Raw genomic sequence first — 18,050 nt, 5'->3', positions numbered from 1 at the left:
ATTGATTGCACATGCATGTAGTGTCCTCCCCATGACCGCACCAAGCCGCTCCGGCTCAACCGTCGCTCCGACCAAGCCGTCTGACCATCCGTCGCACTCCGAGCAACACTGGACGCCCCACCTCTGGGGCACCCTCGTCGTCCTCTGCGCCGCCATGTTCCTGGACGCCCTGGACGTCTCGATGGTCGGCGTGGCCCTGCCCTCCATCGGCACCGACCTGCACCTGTCCACCTCCACCCTGCAGTGGGTGGTCAGCGGTTACGTCCTCGGCTACGGAGGTCTGCTGCTGCTCGGCGGGCGCGCCGCCGACCTGCTCGGACGGCGCCGGGTCTTCCTGGTCGCCCTCGGAGTCTTCGCGGCCGCCTCGCTGCTCGGCGGCCTCGTCGACGACGGCGGGCTGCTGATCGGCGCCCGCTTCCTCAAGGGCGTCAGTGCCGCCTTCACCGCCCCCGCCGGACTGTCGATCATCACCACGACGTTCCCCGAGGGCCCGGCCCGCAACCGGGCCCTGTCCATCTACACCACCTGCGGCGCCAGCGGCTTCTCGCTCGGCCTGGTGCTCAGCGGCCTGCTCACCTCGGCCGGCTGGCGCTGGACCTTCCTGATGCCGGTACCGGTCGCCCTGCTCGCCCTGGCTTTCGCCGTCCGGCTGCTCCCCCGCCAGGCCCGCGAGGAGCGGACCTCCGGCGGCTACGACGTGGCCGGGGCGATCACCGGCACGCTGGCCGTGCTGCTGCTGGTCTTCACCGTCACCGAGGCCCAGGGGGCCGGCTGGCTGAGCCTGCGCACCGTCGGCTCGTTGCTCGCCGTGGTGGTGCTGGCCGCCGCGTTCCTGCTGATCGAAACGCGCACCGCGCACCCGCTGGTCCGGCTCGGCATCTTCCGCAACGGCGCGGTGGCCAGGGCCAACCTGATCGCCCTCACGCTGATGGGCTCCTACGCCGGATTCCAGTTCATCGCCACGCTGTACCTGCAGCGACTGCTCGGCTGGTCGGCCCTGGAGATGGCCTTCGGGCTGCTGCCGGCCGGCGCGCTGGTCGCCCTCTCCGCCACGAAGATGGGCGCCATCGTGGACCGCTTCGGCACCGCCAAGCTGCTGCCGGCGGGCGTGCTCGCTCTCGCCCTCGGCTACGCGGGCTTCCTGCGGCTGGACGAGCACAGCGGCTACCTGACCCTGGTGCTGCCGAGCATGATCCTGCTCGGGGTCGGCTTCGCACTGGCCTTCCCCTCGGTGAACATCGCCGCCACCGACGGGGTGGCCGACGAGGAGCAGGGCCTGGCCTCCGGGCTGGTGAACAGCGCCTTCCAGATCGGCGGCGCGATCGTGCTGGCCCTCGTCACCGCGGTGATCACCGCCGGCAGCGGCGGCGGCGAGAGCGCGCGGGCCCAGCTGGACGGCTACCGCCCGGCGCTGTGGCTGGTCACCGCGGTGGCCCTGGCCGGGCTCGCGGTGGCGACCGTCGGCGTGCTGGCCGACCGTCGGAAGAGGTCAATTCCGTTGTCGGTGGCCGACTATGATTACCCGTCGGCGCAGCAGGCCGCCCAGGCCGGCTCCGAGGTGCTGACCAAGCGCTGACCCGCGCAGTCGTTCTCGCCCCGGCCCGGAACGTCGGCCGGAGGACGGCGCCGGCTCCACCAAACCCCCGTGTTGGTGGAGCCGGCGCCTCCGTACGGAACCGGTCCGCCGTGATCCTGGAGCCCAGGATGCGGCGGCCTCGGCACGTCGTCCGGTCAGTATATTGGCCGGGAGCCAACGAACGTACGGAGCAGACACGATGGCACCTCGCGCGGATTCGGTCAACGAGGAAATGCGCCAACGCTCCCGTCGCCGCATCATGCGGGCCACCGTCGAGCTCGTCGACCAGCACGGATATGCCGGCACCACGCTCTCCGACATAGCCGAACGGGCCGGGCTCGCCCGGGGGCTGCTGTCGTACTACTTCGACGGCAAGCGGCTGCTGATGCAGTCCGCGACCCACCGGCTGATGCACCTGGAGCTCTCCGCCGCGCTGGACCGGCTGGACCCCGCCGCCACCCCCGAGGAGCGGCTGGCACGCGCGATAGACGCGGTGCTGGGGCTGGCGATGGACCACCCCCGGGTGATGCGCTCGCACCTGGCGCTGATCCTCGATCCCGATGTGGGGGCCTTCGTCAAGGACCCGGAGCAGCAGCGGTTCGGGGCGATCCTGCAGGAGCTGCTGCGCGACTGGGGCGCGCCCGACCCGCCGGCCGAGCACGCCGTGCTGCGCAGCGCGCTGATGGGCGGCTGCATCGGGGTGCTGCTGCCGGGTGCGGAACTGCCGCTGGCGCCGATCCGGGCGGACCTCTTCGGCCGGTACGGGCTGCCCTGGGCCATGGGGTGCCCGCCGCAGCCGACACCGCCGGAGCGCACCAGGCCGCCGGCCCGGGCCTGAACGACCCGCGGCGGGGCCGCCGACCGGCCCTGGCGCCCCCGGGAACTCCGCGGCTACCCCGGGGGCGGTCCGCCGCCCTCGGAGCCGTCAGGACACCGCCGACCGGCGGCGGGTCAGCGCTCGGCCAGGATCGCGGACAGCAGGTCGATGGTGCGCTCGGGCGTGAGGCTGTCCACGCAGAGCCGCTCCATGACCTGGATGTAAGCGTCGACGTCGTCGCGCTTGTCGAGGTAGAGCGCGCTGGTGAGCTGCTCCAGGTAGACCACGTCGGCGAGGTCCTGCTCGGGGAAGCGCAGGATGGAGAACGCGCCGCTCTCGCCGGCGTGCGCCCCGAAGCGGAACGGCATCACCTGGATGACCACGTTCGGCTGCTCGGCGATGTCGATCAGGTACTGGAGCTGACCGCGCATCACCTGGGGACCGCCGACCGGGCGCCGCAGCGCGGCCTCGTCGATGACCGCCCAGAGCCGCGGGCTGTTGCCGTCGGTGAGCAGCTTCTGGCGGCGCAGGCGCAGGCTGACGCGGCGTTCCAGCTCCTCCTCGCTGATCACCGGGCGGCTCTGGCCGAAGACGGCGCGGGCGTACTCCTCGGACTGCAGCAGGCCGGGGATGAACTGCACCTCGTAGGTGCGGATCAGCGTGGCCGCCTCCTCCAGACCGACGTAGGTCTGGAACCAGCCGGGCAGCACGTCGTTGTAACTGTGCCACCAGCCCGACTTGTTGGCCTCGCGCACCAGGCCGAGCAGGGCCTCGCGCTCGGCACCGTCGTTCACCCCGTACAGGCTGAGGAGGTCGGCGACGTCACGCTCCTTGAAACTGACCCGGCCGAGCTCCATGCGGCTGATCTTGGATTCGGACGCGCGGATGGCGTACCCGGCGTCCTCGCGGGTGATCCCCCGGGCCTCGCGGAGCCGGCGGAGCTGGGAGCCGAGGAGGATCCGGCGAACCATCGAGCCGCCGCCCGGCTGAACTGTGGTCATGCGGTCCAAACCTCCACCTTGGGCAAACAGCGCACAGTCTGCCATCAGTTGAGCGCTCTCGGTGCCGGTACTGACGGATGTATCTATCAGTTCTGCACCTGCAGCACCAGGATGCACGTGCATTCGGCGCATGCATATGCCAATAGTGCGACTGCACGTGAATCGACTCTTGCATCTGCAGTGAGCGCAGAGGACCATGGTGCACGTGCACCTGCACATCCCTGGCATTCCCGCGGGCACCGCGTCGACCCCACGCGCGACTCCGCACACCAGCCCGGCAGCGCTGCGGCGCGACCGGGCACTTGTGTGCGCGCAAGGGCCGTACGAGGTGGCAACCCAACGGCCGAGCGAGTCGGAGGTGACCGGCATGACCCCGGCGGGTCCAGCCGTGTCGGCCCCCTTATGGGAGGAGCTCTTCATGAGCACCGGTACGGCCTTGGCGGTCGACCCCCACGTGGTCACCTGCACGCTCGCTCCCCGCTACGAAGCCGTCAGAACCGCGCGCGACTTCGCCAGAACGACGCTCAACCGCTGGGGACTCGGTGACCTCTTCGACGACGTCGCACTGGTTGCCTCCGAGCTGGTGACCAATGCCCTGCGGCACGCCGTCGGCGCCAGACCCGATCCGGGTCACCTGGCCGCCGACCTGGCCGCGATCCCCTCCCAGGGCGGACCGCAGCAGTCCTTCGACGGACGGCTGCCGATCCGGATAAGCCTGGTGCACCGCGCGCCGCAGGTGGTCTGTGCGGTCAGCGACCCCAGCAGTACCGGGCCGGTCGCCCGGGAGGCCGACTTCGTCGCGGAGTCCGGCCGGGGGCTGCACCTGGTGGACTCCTTCAGCCGCTCCTGGGGCTGGCACCCACTGGCCGGCGCGGGCAAGGTGGTCTGGGCGCTGTTCGAGGCCGAGGATCCGGCCGCACACGCCCAGGACGCCATCGGGCGGCACCGGCGCTCGGCCTGACACCCCGGCGGATCGGACGGCGGCGCACCCCGGCGGGAACCTCCGTACGGTCACGCGCCGGCCGGAGCGGCGCCCGGGGGCCGGGGCCGGCAGTACGGCGTCCGGCGCGGGCAGGTCCGGCGGTACGGCGTCCGGCAGGCAGGGGGCCCGGCACAACGGGGCCGGGACGGCCACCACAGGCCTCCTCCCCGGCGCGCGGGCCTCGGATCACCCGCCGACGACAACGGCCGTCGTGGTGTCAGCACCCACGACGGCCCCCTGGAACGCGGCGACGGTGAACCGGCGTCAGAGCGCCAGGTGGTCGAACTCCCCGTCCTTCGCGCCGAGCAGCAGTGCCGCTATCTCGGCCCGCGTGTAGATCAGTGCCGGACCGTCCGGGAAGCGAGAGTTGCGCATCGCGACATCGCCCCCCGGCAGTGCGGCGAACTCGACGCAGTTGCCCTGGGAATTGCTGTGCATGCTCTTCTGCCAGACCACTCCCTCAAGGTCCGCAGCCGCCATGCCGTTGTACGTGTGGTGCATAGAAATCTCCCGAAGAGACCGGAGTAGTCGTCCAGTTCGGCGCGCGGCACGTCGGGCCGCCCTCCACCGGCCCGGCCCCCTGCCGGCTCGGCACACGCCTCACTTGACGTGATGATAGCTGCAGTGCACGTGCATCAGCACGGGACGTTGCAGGTGCACGAGGAACCACCGGGCGTCATGCAACCAGTCGGGGAACCGCTCGGTCGACGGTACGTAAGCGGACAAACTTGACCGAACCACAAACCGCGCGATAACCGCCCGTAGGCAACTCCCCGCGCAATGTTGATCTTCGACTGCCGGGAGTCGCGCCCCCGTGACCCACAGTCAGTCGGCCCGGGCCGTGTGATACATGTCACCCGACGGCCCGGGTGGCGCCGCCGCACCGGGGAGATCCGGGTGACATGACCACCATCCCGGCAGGTTTGTCGCCCTATGACCGAAATGACGGCATGCTCACCGCTCGACATCGGCAGCCGACTGCGACTCTGCCGGGTCGATGTCCTACGATCTCCGCCATGAGCACCGCAGCCATCCCGGGCGCGCCACTGCCCGTCCGCACTCCAGGCTCCCGTGCGCGGGGGCGCCATCGTCGACCCGAGCGCCCCGAGATCCCGGCCGGATCGCCGGCCCTCGTGCTCGCCGTGCCCGCCACCGCGGGCCCCGAGTCCCGGCCCGTGGTCGACGAACTGCTGTCGATCGTCCGCAGCGAGCAGTCCGGCGTCGAGACCGCCGCCGCCTACCTCGCCGACGACTCCGCCGAGGAATCCGGCCCCACCGTGGCCGAGCTGATCGCCCAGGCCCTCGACGCCGGTCTGCCGGCACCCGTGGTGGTGCCGCTGCTGACCGGCCCGCACGGCTTCCTCGACGACCTGCACGCGCTGGCCGCCGGCAGCGGCGCCACGATCACCGACGTGCTCGGCCCGCACCCGCTGCTGGCCGAGGCCGTCCACGTCCGGCTGTCCGAGGCGGGGCTGGCCCGCGCCGACCGCGCCCGGCTCTTCGCCATCGCCACCGCGGCCGACGGCGTGGTCCTCACCACCGTCGGCGGCGAGGACGCAGCGGCCGCCGCCGGGATCACCGGCGTGCTGCTCGCCGCCCGGCTCGCCGTACCCGTCGTCTCCGCCGCCCTGGACGTGCCCGGCTCGGTGGCCGCGGCCGTCGACCACCTGCGCGCCACCGGCTCGCAGCGTCCCGCGCTGGCGCCGCTCGTGATCGGCCCGGAGGCCGACCCCGAGCTGCTCGCCACCGCCGCGGAGGAGACCGGCTGCCCCAGCGCGGCCCCGCTCGGCGCCTACCCGACGGTCGGCCAGCTGGTCGCCTCCACCTACCTCTCCGCCCTTGAGGTCGCCCTGGCCCAGCTGGAGCAGGCCCGGGAGCAGGAGCCGGAGCACGAGCAGGCCGCGGAGTGACCTCCGCGCCGTGACGACCGCCCGCAGGGGCCCCGGATCCGTCCGGGGCCCCTGCGGCGTTCCCGGGGTCCGAACCCGCCCACCGGGCACCGGGCGGGCGCCGGCTACCTCGGGGGCGGGGCAGGGCGCCTCAGGACCGGGGCCCGCATCGCGCCCGGGGGCGGCAACGGTCCGATCCCAGGACCGGCCTGAGCGCAGGTCAGGCCCGGACGTGTGACGGCCCGGAAGCAGCGGGGTGGAGCGAGGGCGTGCGGGCGGCAACGGGCGGCGCGGCGGGTCGATCGGGAGGCCCCGAACGGCACCCCGACACCCGCCGAGGAACACCGGTCCGCGCTTCCGCCGAGCAGGCGCACGGCCACTCCTCGGCGCCTGACCGGAGGCCGTCCGTCGCCCGTCGGGGGCGGGTCCGACGGCGGGCCGCACTTCGCGCACCGGTTTCGTCCGCGACGCGCGCCGCAGGGCTCGGTCGGCAGGGCAAGCAGGGCACGGCGAACCCGGGAGCGTCGCCGCGGCAGACGGCCGCCCGGGTGCGGCGGCTGAGGCCGCCTCGGAAGATGACGCCCCCTCCGACGACGGTCCGGGGACGGACGAAGTCCCGGCCGGCCGCTCCTGCCGGGTGACGGTGGCTCCGCCGGCAATCCGACGCGCGGACCACATCCTGACGGGAGGGCACCTGCCCGTCCTCCGGTGCGCAGGCCGGACGGTGACGGCAGGTCCGACGCCGGGCCTGGCCCCGATCCGGGTGCCCGGGACGTGAGGGCGGTGCCACCCCGGAGCCGGCACTCCCCGGCCCGCACCCCCGCGCCGCCCGGGGGAATCTCACGACGGGGGCGGGGCGGACCGTCCGCGGGCCGTTGCCCGGCGCTCGGAGGTCGCCACTCCGGCACCCTGGCCGGCGCCCGCCTCCCCGGCGAGGTGCGGGGCGGGTACGGCGCGACCGGCCGGCCCCGGCATCCCGGAAGGGCATGACCGGGGCTCACCTCCCGACGCGGGGAAGGAATTGCCAAGATATGCCCTATTTGATCCAAATTGCCCGATATTAAGAACGTCAGCTCCCCACCCCCGCCGACACCCACCACGGCACCGACGGCGAGCCGGCCAGGCCCCCCGTCGAATGATTCGCCCCGCCTCGATAGCAAATGCCCGACTGTACCCAAATGCCGGATTACACCGGACTGTCGCGCGTTGTACCAGATTGCTCCGCAAGGACTTTGGTCACGGGAGCGAGCCTCCCGCCCTCCGGTTGCGGGCCTTCGGCCGCCGTGGTTCCGTGCCCTCCGTCGCACCCGTGAGGTCGCCCGGGGATCCCCTGAAGGACAGGCAGAACTCTCCGACGGCACGGCATTTACCTGAAATCGGGCATTTTTGATCATGTCGACCCGTGTGCCACAACGAATCCAGGGTCCTGTGACGAGCGCCACACATGTTTGCGGTTTGAACTTAAGTCTGCTTAACGTGCTCCCCGTTCGTGGTCACACGGACCCAGTTCATCCGCAACGCCGAGGCCTGCCGTCGGATGCGCTGGCAGCGCGAATACGCACCACGGCAGGCGCGGGGGACCCAGGTAAGTCGCCCCGGACCGGTTCGCACCGGTCCAGGGGCTAGGGGTGAAGCCGTGCTCAGCACGGCCGGGCAACTCCAGCCCGAATCCGACAGCTCACCTCGCAGGCGTGGGAGAGGAACATCTTCATGCTGCCCACCAACGGCACCCGTCTGTCCAGCCGCACCCGTCGCGTGATCGCCGCCGTTGGCGTGGCCGGCGTCGGCCTCACCATCCCCTGCCTCACCTCCGGTGTCGCCAGCGCCGCCTCCGTGGCCACCTGGGACAAGGTCGCCCAGTGCGAGAGCGGCGGCAACTGGAGCATCAACACCGGCAACGGCTTCTACGGCGGCCTCCAGTTCACCAACAGCACCTGGGCCGCGTTCGGCGGTACGGCGTTCGCCTCGCGCGCCGACCTCGCCACCAAGGACCAGCAGATCGCCACCGCCGAGAAGGTCCTCGCGGAGCAGGGCCCCGGCGCCTGGCCGGTCTGCTCGATCCAGGCCGGCCTGACCAAGGGCGGCACCCCGGCCGCCGTGGACACCGGCGCCCCGGCCGCCGCCAAGCCCGCCACCCCGGCCCCCGCCACCCCGGCCCCCGCCGCCCCGGCGAAGCCCGCCGCGCCGGCCGCGCAGGCCCCCGCCAAGAGCGACAGCTCCAAGGGCTCCGCCGACTCCTGGTCCGGCAGCAAGTCCTGGTCGCAGCAGGGCAAGTGGTCCAAGGACGACCGCCGCACCTACACCGTGATCGCCGGCGACTGGCTGTCCGCCATCGCCGACAAGAACCACGTCCAGGGTGGCTGGGAGCGTCTGTACGAGCTCAACAAGTCCGTCCTGACCGAGGGCCCCGACTCCATCTACCCGGGCCAGCACCTGGCCCTGGGCGGCGGCGACGCGACCGCCACCAAGTCCTCGGACAGCTCGGACTCGGCCAAGAAGTTCGACTGGTTCAACAAGTCCGACTCGGCCACCGCCACCAAGACCACCTCGGCCAAGCCGGCCGCCGCCGAAGCCGCCGCCCCGGCGGCCCAGGCCTCGACCGCCCAGGCCCCCGCCGCCTCCGGCAGCATGGCCGCCGCGGTCTCCTTCGCGCAGTCGAAGGTCGGCCAGGCGTACATCTACGGCGGCACCGGCAACGGTGGCTGGGACTGCTCCGGCCTGACCCAGGCGGCCTTCCGCGCGGCCGGGATCTCCATCCCGCGCGTGGCCGCCGACCAGGCCGCCGCCAGCACCCACGTCTCGCTGGACAGCCTGCAGCCGGGCGACCTGCTGTTCTGGTCCAACAACGGCAGCGACTCGGGCGTCTACCACGTCGCGATCTACACCGGCAACGGCAGCTACGTCGAGGCCGCCAACCCGAGCGCCGGGGTCCGCACCGAGACCATCGCCAACTGGGCGCCGGACTTCGCGGGCCGCATCTGATCCGCCCCCGGTCCGGCCTGTCGCCGGTCCTGTTCGATACGTTTCGGACCGGTTCGTCCCGGTCCGATCCGGCAGCGGTCCGCGGCACCTGACGCCGCCGCAAGCGCGCCGCCGTCCCGGGAGAGTCTGGTCGCTCCCCCGGGGCGGCGGTGTCGGCCGTTCCGGGCCGCGGGGACGGCGGCGGGTCGCCGGGCCGTGGACGGTGTCGTCGGGTCGTCGGGTCGTCGGGCCGGGTGTCCGGGGTCCGGGGTCCGCCCGACGGGAGACCTCGGAGCCCGCTCTCCACGCCCCGCCGAGCGGCCGCGCGGCCCCCGGACGCCCCGGCGGGGACACGGCTGCGGCCGCCCGGGGCGGCCATGGCCAATCGCGTCGGCAGCGGGCAAGCTGGCCCTCCGTACCCGAGGAGGAGTCGCCATGCCCAGGATCACCGTCACGCTGGATTCGGACCTCGCGATCGAGGCGATGCTGCTCGCCGGCACCAGGAGTCCGCAGGACGCGGTGGAGCTGATCGTCCGTGACTACCTGGCCCGGGGCCACCGGACCGAGGCCCGGACCGGCGACGCCGCCGACGGGCGGCGGGTCACCCCGGACCGGCCCACCGCCCAGGAGGGCTGAGCCTGGGCCCTCGGGCCACGGCCGACGGGCGGGTAAGCCGGCCCGAAGGGCGGACGGACAGCAGTGGGCCCCGACGCGTCCAGGACGCGTCGGGGCCCAATCCTGTCCGGCAGGGGCGGCGCGGGCCGCCCCTGGACCGGCTGTGCTCAGTCGCCGCGGTTGGCCCGGGCGCCGGTGGAGCCGCGCATGACCAGCTCCGGCTGGAACATGAACTCGCCGCGCTGGACGGCGTTCCCGCCGACCTCCTCCAGCAGGGCGTCGACGGCGGCGGTGGCCATCGCCTCGACCGGCTGGCGGATCGTGGTCAGCGGCGGTTCGGTGAAGGCGATCAGCGGCGAGTCGTCGAAGCCGACCACCGAGATGTCCTGCGGCACGGCCATGCCGCGCTGGCGCACGGCCCGGATCGCGCCGAGCGCCATCATGTCGCTGCCGCAGACGATCGCGGTGCAGCCCTTGTCGAGCAGGGCGCCGGCCGCCGCGTGGCCGCCCTCCACGCTGAACAGCGTGTGGTGGACCAGGCCCTCGGCCTCCTCGCGGCTCACCCCGAGCAGGTCCGTTATGGCCGCGGTGAAGCCCTCGATCTTGCGCAGCACCGGGACGAACCGGCGCTGGCCGACGGCCAGGCCGATCCGCTCGTGGCCGAGCTCCACCAGGTGCTGGACGGCCATCCACATGGCGGCCCGGTCGTCCGGCGAGATGAACGGCGCGGCGATCTTCTCGCTGTAGCCGTTGATCAGCACGAACGGCACCTGGCGGCCGGTGAGCTTGGCGTACCGGTCATGGTCCGCCGTGGAGTCCGCGTGCAGGCCGGAGACGAAGACGATGCCCGCCACGCCGCGCTCGACCAGCATCTCCACCAGTTCGTCCTCGGTGGAGCCGCCCGGGGTCTGGGTGCAGAGCACCGGGGTGAACCCGTGGCGGCTGAGCACCTGCTCGATCACCTGGGCGAGCGCGGGAAAGATGGGATTGCTCAGCTCGGGGGTGATCAGCCCGATCAGCCCCGCGCTGCGCTGGCGCAGCCGGGTCGGCCGCTCGTAGCCGAGCACGTCGAGCGCCGCCAGCACGGTCTGCCGTGTGGTGGCGGAGACGCCCGCCTTGCCGTTGAGGACGCGGCTGACGGTCGCTTCGCTGACCCCCGCCTGCGCCGCGATGTCCGAGAGTCGCGCCGTAGTCACGATCCCAGAGCCTATTGCAACCACGTCACACCGCCCACCAGATGGTGCTGTCCGCCGCCAGATCGATCTCTCCGTCCAGCACGACAGCCTCGGCCGAGGAGAGCAGGATACGGCCAGGAGCCGCCATCCGGACCGGCTCCGAGCCCGTGTTCGCGGTGCAGACGAAGGATCCGAGCGCGCTGTCGCGGCGGAAGGCCACCACGCTCTCGGGGGCGTCCAGCCAGCTCACCCCGGTGCCGGCGCCGAGCGCGGGGTGCTCCCGGCGGACGGCGAGGGCGCTGCGGTAGAGCTCCAGGGTGGAGGTGGGGTCGCCGGTCTGCGCCTCGACGCTGAGCTGCGCCCACTCGGCGGGCTGCGGCAGCCAGCTGGGGCCGCCCGCGTCCGGGCCGAAGCCGTACGGGGCCTCGGTGCCGGACCACGGGATCGGGACCCGGCAGCCGTCGCGGAAGCCGTCCTGGCCGGCCTGGCGGAAGAAGGACGGGTCCTGGCGGACCTCGTCGGGCAGGTCGGTGACGTCCGGCAGGCCGAGCTCCTCGCCCTGGTAGACGTATGCCGAGCCGGGCAGCGCGAGCATCAGCAGGCTGGCGGCGCGGGCGCGGCGCAGGCCGAGCTCCCGGTCGCCGGGGTTGCGGATCTGGGTGCCGCCGGGCGGGTTGGCGAAGCGGGTGGCGTGCCGGGTGACGTCGTGGTTGGAGAGCACCCAGGTGGCCGGGGCGTCGACCGGGCGCATCGCGTCCAGCGAGACGTCGATGACCTCGCGCAGTGCGGCGGCGTCCCAGTGGGTGCCGAGGTACTGGAAGTTGAAGGCCTGGTGCAGCTCGTCGGGGCGCACGTAGTTGGCGGTGCGCTGGACGGTCGGGGTCCAGGCCTCGGCGACGCCGATCCGCTCGCCCGGGTACTCGTCCAGGATCTTGCGCCAGACGCGGTAGATGTCGTGCACGCCGTCCTGGTCGAAGAACGGCATCACGTCGTTGCCGAGCAGCTTGAGCTGGTCGTGCGAGCCGAGGTCGGGCAGGCCGGCGGCCTTGACCATGCCGTGCGCGACGTCGATCCGGAACCCGTCGACGCCCATGTCCAGCCAGAACCGCAGGATGGAGCGGAACTCGTCGGCGACGGCCTCGTTCTCCCAGTTGAAGTCGGGCTGCTCGGGGGCGAACAGGTGCAGGTACCAGTCGCCCGGGGTGCCGTCGGGGTTCCGGGTGCGGGTCCAGGCCGGGCCGCCGAAGATGGACTCCCAGTCGTTCGGGGGGAGTTCGCCGCTCTCGCCCTTGCCGGGGCGGAAGTGGTAGCGCTCGCGCAGCGCGGAGCCGGGGCCCTCGCGCAGGGCGCGCTGGAACCACTCGTGGGCGTCCGAGGAGTGGTTGGGGACCAGGTCGACGATGATCCGCAGGCCCAGCCCGTGGGCGTCGCGGATCAGGCCGTCGGCGTCCAGCAGGGTGCCGAACATCGGGTCGACGGCGCGGTAGTCGGCGACGTCGTAGCCGGCGTCGGCCTGCGGCGAGGCGTAGAACGGGGACAGCCAGACGGCGTCCACGCCGAGGTCCTTCAGGTACGGCAGCCGGCTGCGGATGCCCGGGAGGTCGCCCATGCCGTCGCCGTTGGAGTCGGCGAAACTGCGCGGGTACACCTGGTAGATGACCGCTTCCCGCCACCAGCCTCTGGACCGGCCGGCGTTGTCGGCGGCCACGGTGGTGGCAGCGGGGACGGCGGCGGCGGGCCGGGAGGTGTCGGCCAGGTTCTGGGTCATGGACAGTCATCCCTTGGGGACTAGGTGTCGAACCGGCCGCCGGGGTGAGGCGGCCGGTGCGCGGCGACAGGCGGTGACGAGAGGAGAGGGCTCAGGACTTCGAGGCACCGGCGGTCAGGCCGGTGACGAGGTGACGCTGGACCAGGTAGAAGAGCAGGGAGGACGGGATCGCGATCAGCACGGCCGTCGCGGCCATCAGGTTCCACTGCGCGTCGTGCTCGCTGACGAAGGTCTGCAGGCCGACGGCCAGCGTGTACTTGTCGGAGCTGAGCATGAAGGTGGAGGCGAAGGCGACCTCGGCCCAGGCGGTGAGGAAGGAGTAGAACGCGGCCACCGCGAGGCCCGGCCGGGCGAGCGGCAGGACGAGCCGCCAGAAGGTCCCGAACGGGCTCAGACCGTCGACCCGCCCGGCCTCGTCGATCTCGACCGGGATGGTGTCGAAGTAGCCCTTCAGCAGCCAGGCGCAGTACGGGACGGTGGTGGTCGAGTAGACCAGGATCAGGCCGACGTAGCTGTCCAGCAGGCCCAGGGTGGAGAGGATCGTGTACATCGGCACGATCAGCACCGCGATCGGGAACATCTGGGTGACCAGCAGCGACCACATGAGCGGGCGGTGGCCGGGGAAGCGCATCCGGGAGACCGCGTAGCCGGTGGTCGCCGCGATCAGCACGCCCACCACCGTGGTGACGCCGGAGACCAGCGCCGCGTTGCCGAACCAGCTGAAGAAGTCGGTGTCGAACAGCACCGTGGAGTAGTTCGACGTGGTCATCTTGTCGAGGATCGCGCCGGGGTGCAGATAGTCGGTCTTGTCCGGGCCGAGCGAGATGAAGACGATCCAGAGCACCGGGAACAGGGCGATCAGGCTCGCGAGGGTCAGCGCGCCGTGCGACAGCGCCTTGCCCAGCGGGCTCAGCTCGCCGCGCCGGCGGGCCTTCACGGGCCGGGCCTTCGGGATGCCGGATCCCGGGACGGTGATGGTCGGTCGGTCGGTGGTGGTGCTCATCGGGGTACCTGCCTTCATGGCCGTCGTGGTCACGGGGATGCGTCGGACGGACGCCTGGTCGACGGGGTGGCCGTCAGCCGTTCGCCTGCTCGTTGCGGGCCAGCCAGCGCCGGTAGAAGGAGGTGAAGACGATCAGGATGGACAGCAGGATCACGCCGTACGCGGCCGACTGGGCGTAGTCGCGGGGCTGCTGGCCGAAGCCGAGGCGGTAGGCCCAGGTGACCAGCAGCTGGGCGTCCGGCGCGCCGTTGCCGAACAGCAGGAAGATGACCGCGAACTGGTTGAAGGTCCAGATCACGCCGAGCAGCACGACGGTGCTGGACACCGTGCGCAGCCCGGGCAGGGTGACGTGGCGGAACTGCTGCCAGGCGGTGGCGCCGTCCATCTCGGCCGCCTCGTACAGCTCGGCGGGGATCGACTGCAGGCCGCCGAGCAGCGAGATCATCATGAACGGCACGCCGACCCAGGTGTTGACCAGGATCGCGGCGGCCTTCTGGCCGAGCGGGTCGTCCAGCCAGCCGGGCTCGGGCAGGTGCAGCGCGCCGAGCACGGTGTTGACGGCGCCGCCGTCGGAGAGCATCAGCCGCCAGGAGAAGACGGTCACGAAGGTGGGCACGGCCCAGGGCAGGATCAGCAGCAGCCGGTAGGCGCCGCGGCCGCGCAGTTTCTGGTTGAGCAGCAGGGCGAGGCCGAGGCCGAGCGAGTAGTGCAGGCAGACGCAGAGGACCGTCCAGGCGATGGTCCAGACGAAGTGCGACCAGAAGCGGTCGTACGAGCCCGGGCCCCAGAGGATGTCGGCGTAGTTGTGCAGGCCGATGAAGTTGTAGCTGGCCGGGACCTTGTTGACGCCGATCTGGCGGGCCGAGTTGAGGCTGGTGGCGTCCGTGAGGGTGAGCCAGATGCCCTCGATCAGCGGGTAGAGCACGAGCACACCGAGCACCAGGACGACCGGCGCGATCATCACGTAGGCGTACCAGTGCTTGCTGTACGAGCGCTTGAAGCGCTCGACGAGACCGGGACGCGGTTCGCGGGCACGGCTGCCCTTGCTGGGTGCACCCTGCACGGCGACTGCCATTTGTTGACACCTTTTCGAGAGATCCGCAGCCCGACTCGGCGACTGCTGTTCGAACGAGGGTGGTCGCGGGGCCCTGCTCCCCACGACCGGTGGCCGTCCGGCCCGCCGGGTCGGCGGCGGGCCGGACGGCCGGGGTCCACTACTTGGTGAAGTCCGGGAGGAGCTTCGCGTAGTCGGTGGCGATGGTGCTCAGACCGTCCTGGGTGCTGGTGCCCTGGACGACCTTGCCGAGGTTGGTACCGAGCGAGGCGAACAGCGAGCTGTACTCGGCAAGCTCGGGGCGGGGCTTGGCGCTGGCCAGCACCGCCTGGAAGCCGGCGATGCCCGGGTTGGCCTTGACCTCGGGGGTGAAGGCGTCGGCGCGGGTCGGCAGGGTGGAGTTCTTCTGCGCGATGAACGACTGGCTCTCGGCCGAGGTCATGAACGCGGCGAACTTCTCGGCGGCGGCCTTGTGGGCGGCGTCGGAGCCGGCGTAGACCGAGACGTTGTGGCCACCGGTCGGGGCACCGGCCTTGCCGGCCGAGCCGGCCGGGACGGCGGCGATGCCGAGGTTCGCCTTGTCGGCGAACGCGGTGCCCTTGTAGATGTTGGTGATCTCCCACGGGCCCTGGATGATCGCCGCGACCTTGCCGCTGGTGAAGGCGTCCATCATGTGGGCGTAGGAGTCGCTGGTGACGTCGGCCTTGGCGGTGCCCGGCGCGGTGAAGAGGGTCTTGTAGGTCTCGACGGCCTTGACGGCCTCCGGCGACGTGACGGTGATCTTCTTGCCGGCGGCGTCGACGGTGTCGGTGCCCTCACCGAACAGCAGCGGCATCGCGTAGTAGCCGTCGCCGGCCCGCATCCAGAAGCCGTCCGCGCCGGCCTTCTCCTTGACGGCGGCGGCGTCGGTCTTCAGCTCGTCCCAGGTGGTGGGGGCGGCGGTGATGCCGGCCTTGGTGAAGAGCTCCTTGTTGTAGAGCAGGCCGAGGGTGTCGGTCACCAGCGGCACGCCGTACAGCTTGCCCTGGTACTTGGCCTGCTGGATCAGGCTCGGCTGGAAGGCGTTGGCGTCGGCGGCGGCGGGGGTGCCGTCCAGCGCCTCCAGGTAGCCGGCCTTGGCGAAGGCGGCGGTCCAGCCGACCTCGGAGCGGAAGACGTCCGGCGCGCCCTTGGCCCCCATGGCGGTCTGCAGCTTGTTCTGCGCCTGGTCGAACGGGACGCTGACGAAGTCGACCTTGATGTTCGGGTTGGCGGCCTCGAACTTCTTGGCGAGCTCCTGGTAGTTCGGCGCCTCGTTGGTGGCGTTCGACGTGTCCCAGTAGGTGATGGTGACCGGTCCGTCGGCCTTGGTGTCGGAGCTGGAGCCGCCGCTGCTGCAAGCAGCCATCGAGACCGCGAGGGCCGCAACAAGGGCAGAGGCCGCGATGCCACGCCGCATGAGAACTCCTAGAAAGGTGGGGGTGCCCGAGATGGTGGAGGACCGCGCATAATGGCTGTCCCGTGCCGACTGCGCCGTTGCGGCCGTCGGGCTTGGGGAGGAACGTAACAGCGATGCAATCGCTGCGGAAAGGTCTTGCAGCAAGTTTCTGCAAGATCCTGGGATCGTTACGTCCGTGTGTCCTCGACGTGGCCGTGCGGTAGTCCAACGGCGACAATTTTGCTGAGCAATGTCCGGATTTGCCCGCCCCTTTGGCATGCCCATTCGGGCGGGCCGCCTTCCGCAAGGTGTCAGCCCTTCCTTGCAGCGCAATGGCTGTCATGTCACTGACAGCGAATAAAAAGGATACCCATCCTTTATATTGAGGGCGCAGTGACCCCGCGGACCCCCGCGGGGCAGACCCGGCGTGCCCGCGACCAGCCCGCCGCCCGCTCTCTTCGTCCTGGAGGAACCCCGTGCTCTCGCCCGAGTCCACCGAGATCGTCCGCGCGACCCTGCCCGCCGTCGGCGGGGCCATCGGCGAGATCACGCCGCTCTTCTACGACACGATGTTCGCCGACCACCCCGAGCTGGAACGCGACCTCTTCAACCGGGGCAACCAGGCCAGCGGCGCCCAGCGCACCGCCCTGGCCGGGGCGATCGCGGCCTACGCGACCATGCTGGTGGAGCACCCCGAGCAGCGGCCAGGAGCGATGCTCGCCCGGATCTCCCACAAGCACGCCTCGCTGGGCATCACCGCCGACCAGTACAAGATCGTCCACAGCTACCTGTTCGGCGCCATCGTCCAGGTGCTGGGCGAGGCCGTCACCCCCGAGGTCGCAGCCGCCTGGGACGAGGTCTACTGGCTGATGGCCGGCGAGCTCATCGCCCTGGAGGCCAAGCACTACCAGGAGGCCGGCGTCGAGCCCGGCGAGGTCTGGCGGCGGACGACCGTCGTCGAACGACGGCAGCAGAGCCGCGACGCCGTCTCGCTCACCCTGCGGCCGGCCGACGGCACGCCCGCCCCCGCCTTCCGCCCCGGCCAGTACGTGAGCGTCGCCGTCCGGCTCGCCGACGGGGCCCGGCAGATCCGCCAGTACAGCCTCTCCGCCGCACCCGGCGCGGAGGCCTGGCGCATCACGGTCAAGCGGGTGCACGGCGGCGCCGGCCCGGACGGCGAGGTCTCCGGGTGGCTGCACGCGCACGTCCGGGCCGGCGACGAGCTGACCGTCTCACTGCCCTTCGGCGACCTCACCCTGCCCGAGCCGCAGGCCCCGGCAGACCCCGACGGCGAGCCGCCGCTGCTGCTCGCCTCCGCCGGCATCGGCTGCACCCCGATGACCGGCATCCTCGACCACCTCGTCCGGACCGGCTCCACCCGCCCGGTGACCGTCGTCCACGGCGACCGCTCCCCCGCCGACCACGCCCACGCGGACGAACTCGCCGCCCTGGTGGCCGCGCTGCCCGGCGGGGTGCTGCACCGCTGGTACGAGGAGGACGCCGACGGCCGGGGCGAGACCGGCCTGGTCGACCTCTCCGCCGTCGAACTGCCCGCCGGCGTGCAGGCCTACCTCTGCGGCCCGCTCCCCTTCATGCGCGCCGTCAGGACCGAACTGCTCCGGCGCGCGGTGCCCGCCCAGGCCGTGCACTACGAGGTCTTCGGCCCCGACCTCTGGCTCGCCGGGCGCTGACGCCGACCGGCCGCGCCGCGCCGCCGGTCAGGCGGGGGACCGGCCGGCGGACAGTACGTCAGGCGGAGGTCGGACGGAGGTCGGACAGAGGTCGGACAGAG

14 protein-coding genes and 1 riboswitch are annotated in these 18,050 nt (G+C 72.0%); of the genes, 7 read left to right on the top strand and 7 right to left on the bottom strand.

The window, feature by feature from the left end; all coding sequences use genetic code 11:
* The first annotated feature begins 31 nt into the window (after positions 1-31).
* Both OG689_RS32610 and OG689_RS32605 read left to right on the top strand, forming a co-directional pair.
* Positions 32-1,576 carry an MFS transporter gene (locus OG689_RS32610; RefSeq protein ID WP_266324431.1) on the top strand — a complete coding sequence of 515 codons (1,545 nt, stop codon included), beginning with the start codon at positions 32-34 and terminating at the stop codon, positions 1,574-1,576.
* Between the two features lie 199 nt (positions 1,577-1,775).
* Positions 1,776-2,414 (top strand): TetR family transcriptional regulator, encoded by a 639-nt coding sequence (locus OG689_RS32605; RefSeq protein WP_266324430.1) that lies wholly within the window; start codon positions 1,776-1,778, stop codon positions 2,412-2,414.
* A 113-nt stretch (positions 2,415-2,527) separates the two neighbouring features.
* Here the strand turns inward: OG689_RS32605 and OG689_RS32600 are convergent, their stop codons facing one another.
* Positions 2,528-3,394 carry a helix-turn-helix transcriptional regulator gene (locus tag OG689_RS32600; protein ID WP_266324429.1) on the bottom strand — a complete coding sequence of 289 codons (867 nt, stop codon included), beginning with the start codon at positions 3,392-3,394 and terminating at the stop codon, positions 2,528-2,530.
* A 418-nt stretch (positions 3,395-3,812) separates the two neighbouring features.
* On the opposite strand from OG689_RS32600, the gene OG689_RS32595 reads away from it, so the two are divergent.
* On the top strand, positions 3,813-4,355 hold the full coding sequence (locus tag OG689_RS32595) for an ATP-binding protein (protein ID WP_266324428.1): 543 nt from the start codon (positions 3,813-3,815) through the stop codon (positions 4,353-4,355).
* A gap of 285 nt (positions 4,356-4,640) precedes the next feature.
* On the opposite strand, the gene OG689_RS32590 is transcribed toward OG689_RS32595, so the two are convergent.
* Positions 4,641-4,877: a DUF397 domain-containing protein gene (locus OG689_RS32590; RefSeq protein WP_266324427.1), complete on the bottom strand. Its 237-nt coding sequence runs from the start codon at positions 4,875-4,877 to the stop codon at positions 4,641-4,643.
* Positions 4,878-5,392: 515 nt separating this feature from the next.
* Here OG689_RS32590 and OG689_RS32585 point away from each other — a divergent pair.
* The 3 genes from OG689_RS32585 (at position 5,393) to OG689_RS32570 (ending at position 9,862) form a co-directional block, all read left to right on the top strand.
* Entirely contained in the window at positions 5,393-6,286 is an 894-nt protein-coding gene (locus tag OG689_RS32585) for a hypothetical protein (protein ID WP_266324426.1), read from the top strand.
* 1,487 nt (positions 6,287-7,773) lie between these two features.
* Positions 7,774-7,970: riboswitch (cyclic di-AMP (ydaO/yuaA leader) on the top strand.
* A 5-nt stretch (positions 7,971-7,975) separates the two neighbouring features.
* Positions 7,976-9,247 carry a transglycosylase family protein gene (locus OG689_RS32575; protein ID WP_323189343.1) on the top strand — a complete coding sequence of 424 codons (1,272 nt, stop codon included), beginning with the start codon at positions 7,976-7,978 and terminating at the stop codon, positions 9,245-9,247.
* A gap of 414 nt (positions 9,248-9,661) precedes the next feature.
* The gene (locus OG689_RS32570; RefSeq protein ID WP_266324425.1) at positions 9,662-9,862 is read left to right on the top strand and encodes a hypothetical protein; all 201 of its coding nucleotides are present in this window, start codon (positions 9,662-9,664) and stop codon (positions 9,860-9,862) included.
* Between the two features lie 146 nt (positions 9,863-10,008).
* Here the strand turns inward: OG689_RS32570 and OG689_RS32565 are convergent, their stop codons facing one another.
* The 5 genes from OG689_RS32565 to OG689_RS32545 form a co-directional block, all read right to left on the bottom strand.
* Positions 10,009-11,037, bottom strand: a complete 1,029-nt coding sequence (locus OG689_RS32565; protein ID WP_266324424.1) for a LacI family DNA-binding transcriptional regulator — start codon at positions 11,035-11,037, stop codon at positions 10,009-10,011.
* Between the two features lie 25 nt (positions 11,038-11,062).
* A complete protein-coding gene (locus OG689_RS32560; RefSeq protein ID WP_266324423.1) occupies positions 11,063-12,784 on the bottom strand; it encodes a glycoside hydrolase family 13 protein in 1,722 nt (573 codons plus the stop codon).
* A gap of 91 nt (positions 12,785-12,875) precedes the next feature.
* Positions 12,876-13,787 (bottom strand): carbohydrate ABC transporter permease, encoded by a 912-nt coding sequence (locus OG689_RS32555; protein WP_266324422.1) that lies wholly within the window; start codon positions 13,785-13,787, stop codon positions 12,876-12,878.
* A gap of 73 nt (positions 13,788-13,860) precedes the next feature.
* Positions 13,861-14,862 carry a carbohydrate ABC transporter permease gene (locus OG689_RS32550; protein ID WP_266324421.1) on the bottom strand — a complete coding sequence of 334 codons (1,002 nt, stop codon included), beginning with the start codon at positions 14,860-14,862 and terminating at the stop codon, positions 13,861-13,863.
* 139 nt (positions 14,863-15,001) lie between these two features.
* On the bottom strand, positions 15,002-16,279 hold the full coding sequence (locus OG689_RS32545; RefSeq protein ID WP_266324420.1) for an extracellular solute-binding protein: 1,278 nt from the start codon (positions 16,277-16,279) through the stop codon (positions 15,002-15,004).
* 455 nt (positions 16,280-16,734) lie between these two features.
* On the opposite strand from OG689_RS32545, the gene OG689_RS32540 reads away from it, so the two are divergent.
* The gene (locus OG689_RS32540) at positions 16,735-17,949 is read left to right on the top strand and encodes a globin domain-containing protein (protein WP_266324419.1); all 1,215 of its coding nucleotides are present in this window, start codon (positions 16,735-16,737) and stop codon (positions 17,947-17,949) included.
* Positions 17,950-18,050: the final 101 nt, after the last annotated feature.

The sequence above is a fragment of the Kitasatospora sp. NBC_00240 genome (assembly GCF_026342405.1).
Classification (GTDB): Bacteria; Actinomycetota; Actinomycetes; order Streptomycetales; family Streptomycetaceae; genus Kitasatospora.
The sequence above is the reverse complement of the archived record's forward strand: the minus strand, read 5'-3'. Positions and strand labels throughout refer to the sequence as shown.

Coding starts and splice junctions, on each gene's coding strand:
- OG689_RS32610 (WP_266324431.1), top strand. CDS start 32: ATGACCGCACCAAGCCGCTCCGGCTCAACCGTCGCTCCGACCAAGCCG.
- OG689_RS32605 (WP_266324430.1), top strand. CDS start 1,776: ATGGCACCTCGCGCGGATTCGGTCAACGAGGAAATGCGCCAACGCTCC.
- OG689_RS32600 (WP_266324429.1), bottom strand. CDS start 3,394: ATGACCACAGTTCAGCCGGGCGGCGGCTCGATGGTTCGCCGGATCCTC.
- OG689_RS32595 (WP_266324428.1), top strand. CDS start 3,813: ATGAGCACCGGTACGGCCTTGGCGGTCGACCCCCACGTGGTCACCTGC.
- OG689_RS32590 (WP_266324427.1), bottom strand. CDS start 4,877: ATGCACCACACGTACAACGGCATGGCGGCTGCGGACCTTGAGGGAGTG.
- OG689_RS32585 (WP_266324426.1), top strand. CDS start 5,393: ATGAGCACCGCAGCCATCCCGGGCGCGCCACTGCCCGTCCGCACTCCA.
- OG689_RS32575 (WP_323189343.1), top strand. CDS start 7,976: ATGCTGCCCACCAACGGCACCCGTCTGTCCAGCCGCACCCGTCGCGTG.
- OG689_RS32570 (WP_266324425.1), top strand. CDS start 9,662: ATGCCCAGGATCACCGTCACGCTGGATTCGGACCTCGCGATCGAGGCG.
- OG689_RS32560 (WP_266324423.1), bottom strand. CDS start 12,784: ATGACCCAGAACCTGGCCGACACCTCCCGGCCCGCCGCCGCCGTCCCC.
- OG689_RS32555 (WP_266324422.1), bottom strand. CDS start 13,787: ATGAGCACCACCACCGACCGACCGACCATCACCGTCCCGGGATCCGGC.
- OG689_RS32550 (WP_266324421.1), bottom strand. CDS start 14,862: ATGGCAGTCGCCGTGCAGGGTGCACCCAGCAAGGGCAGCCGTGCCCGC.
- OG689_RS32545 (WP_266324420.1), bottom strand. CDS start 16,279: ATGCGGCGTGGCATCGCGGCCTCTGCCCTTGTTGCGGCCCTCGCGGTC.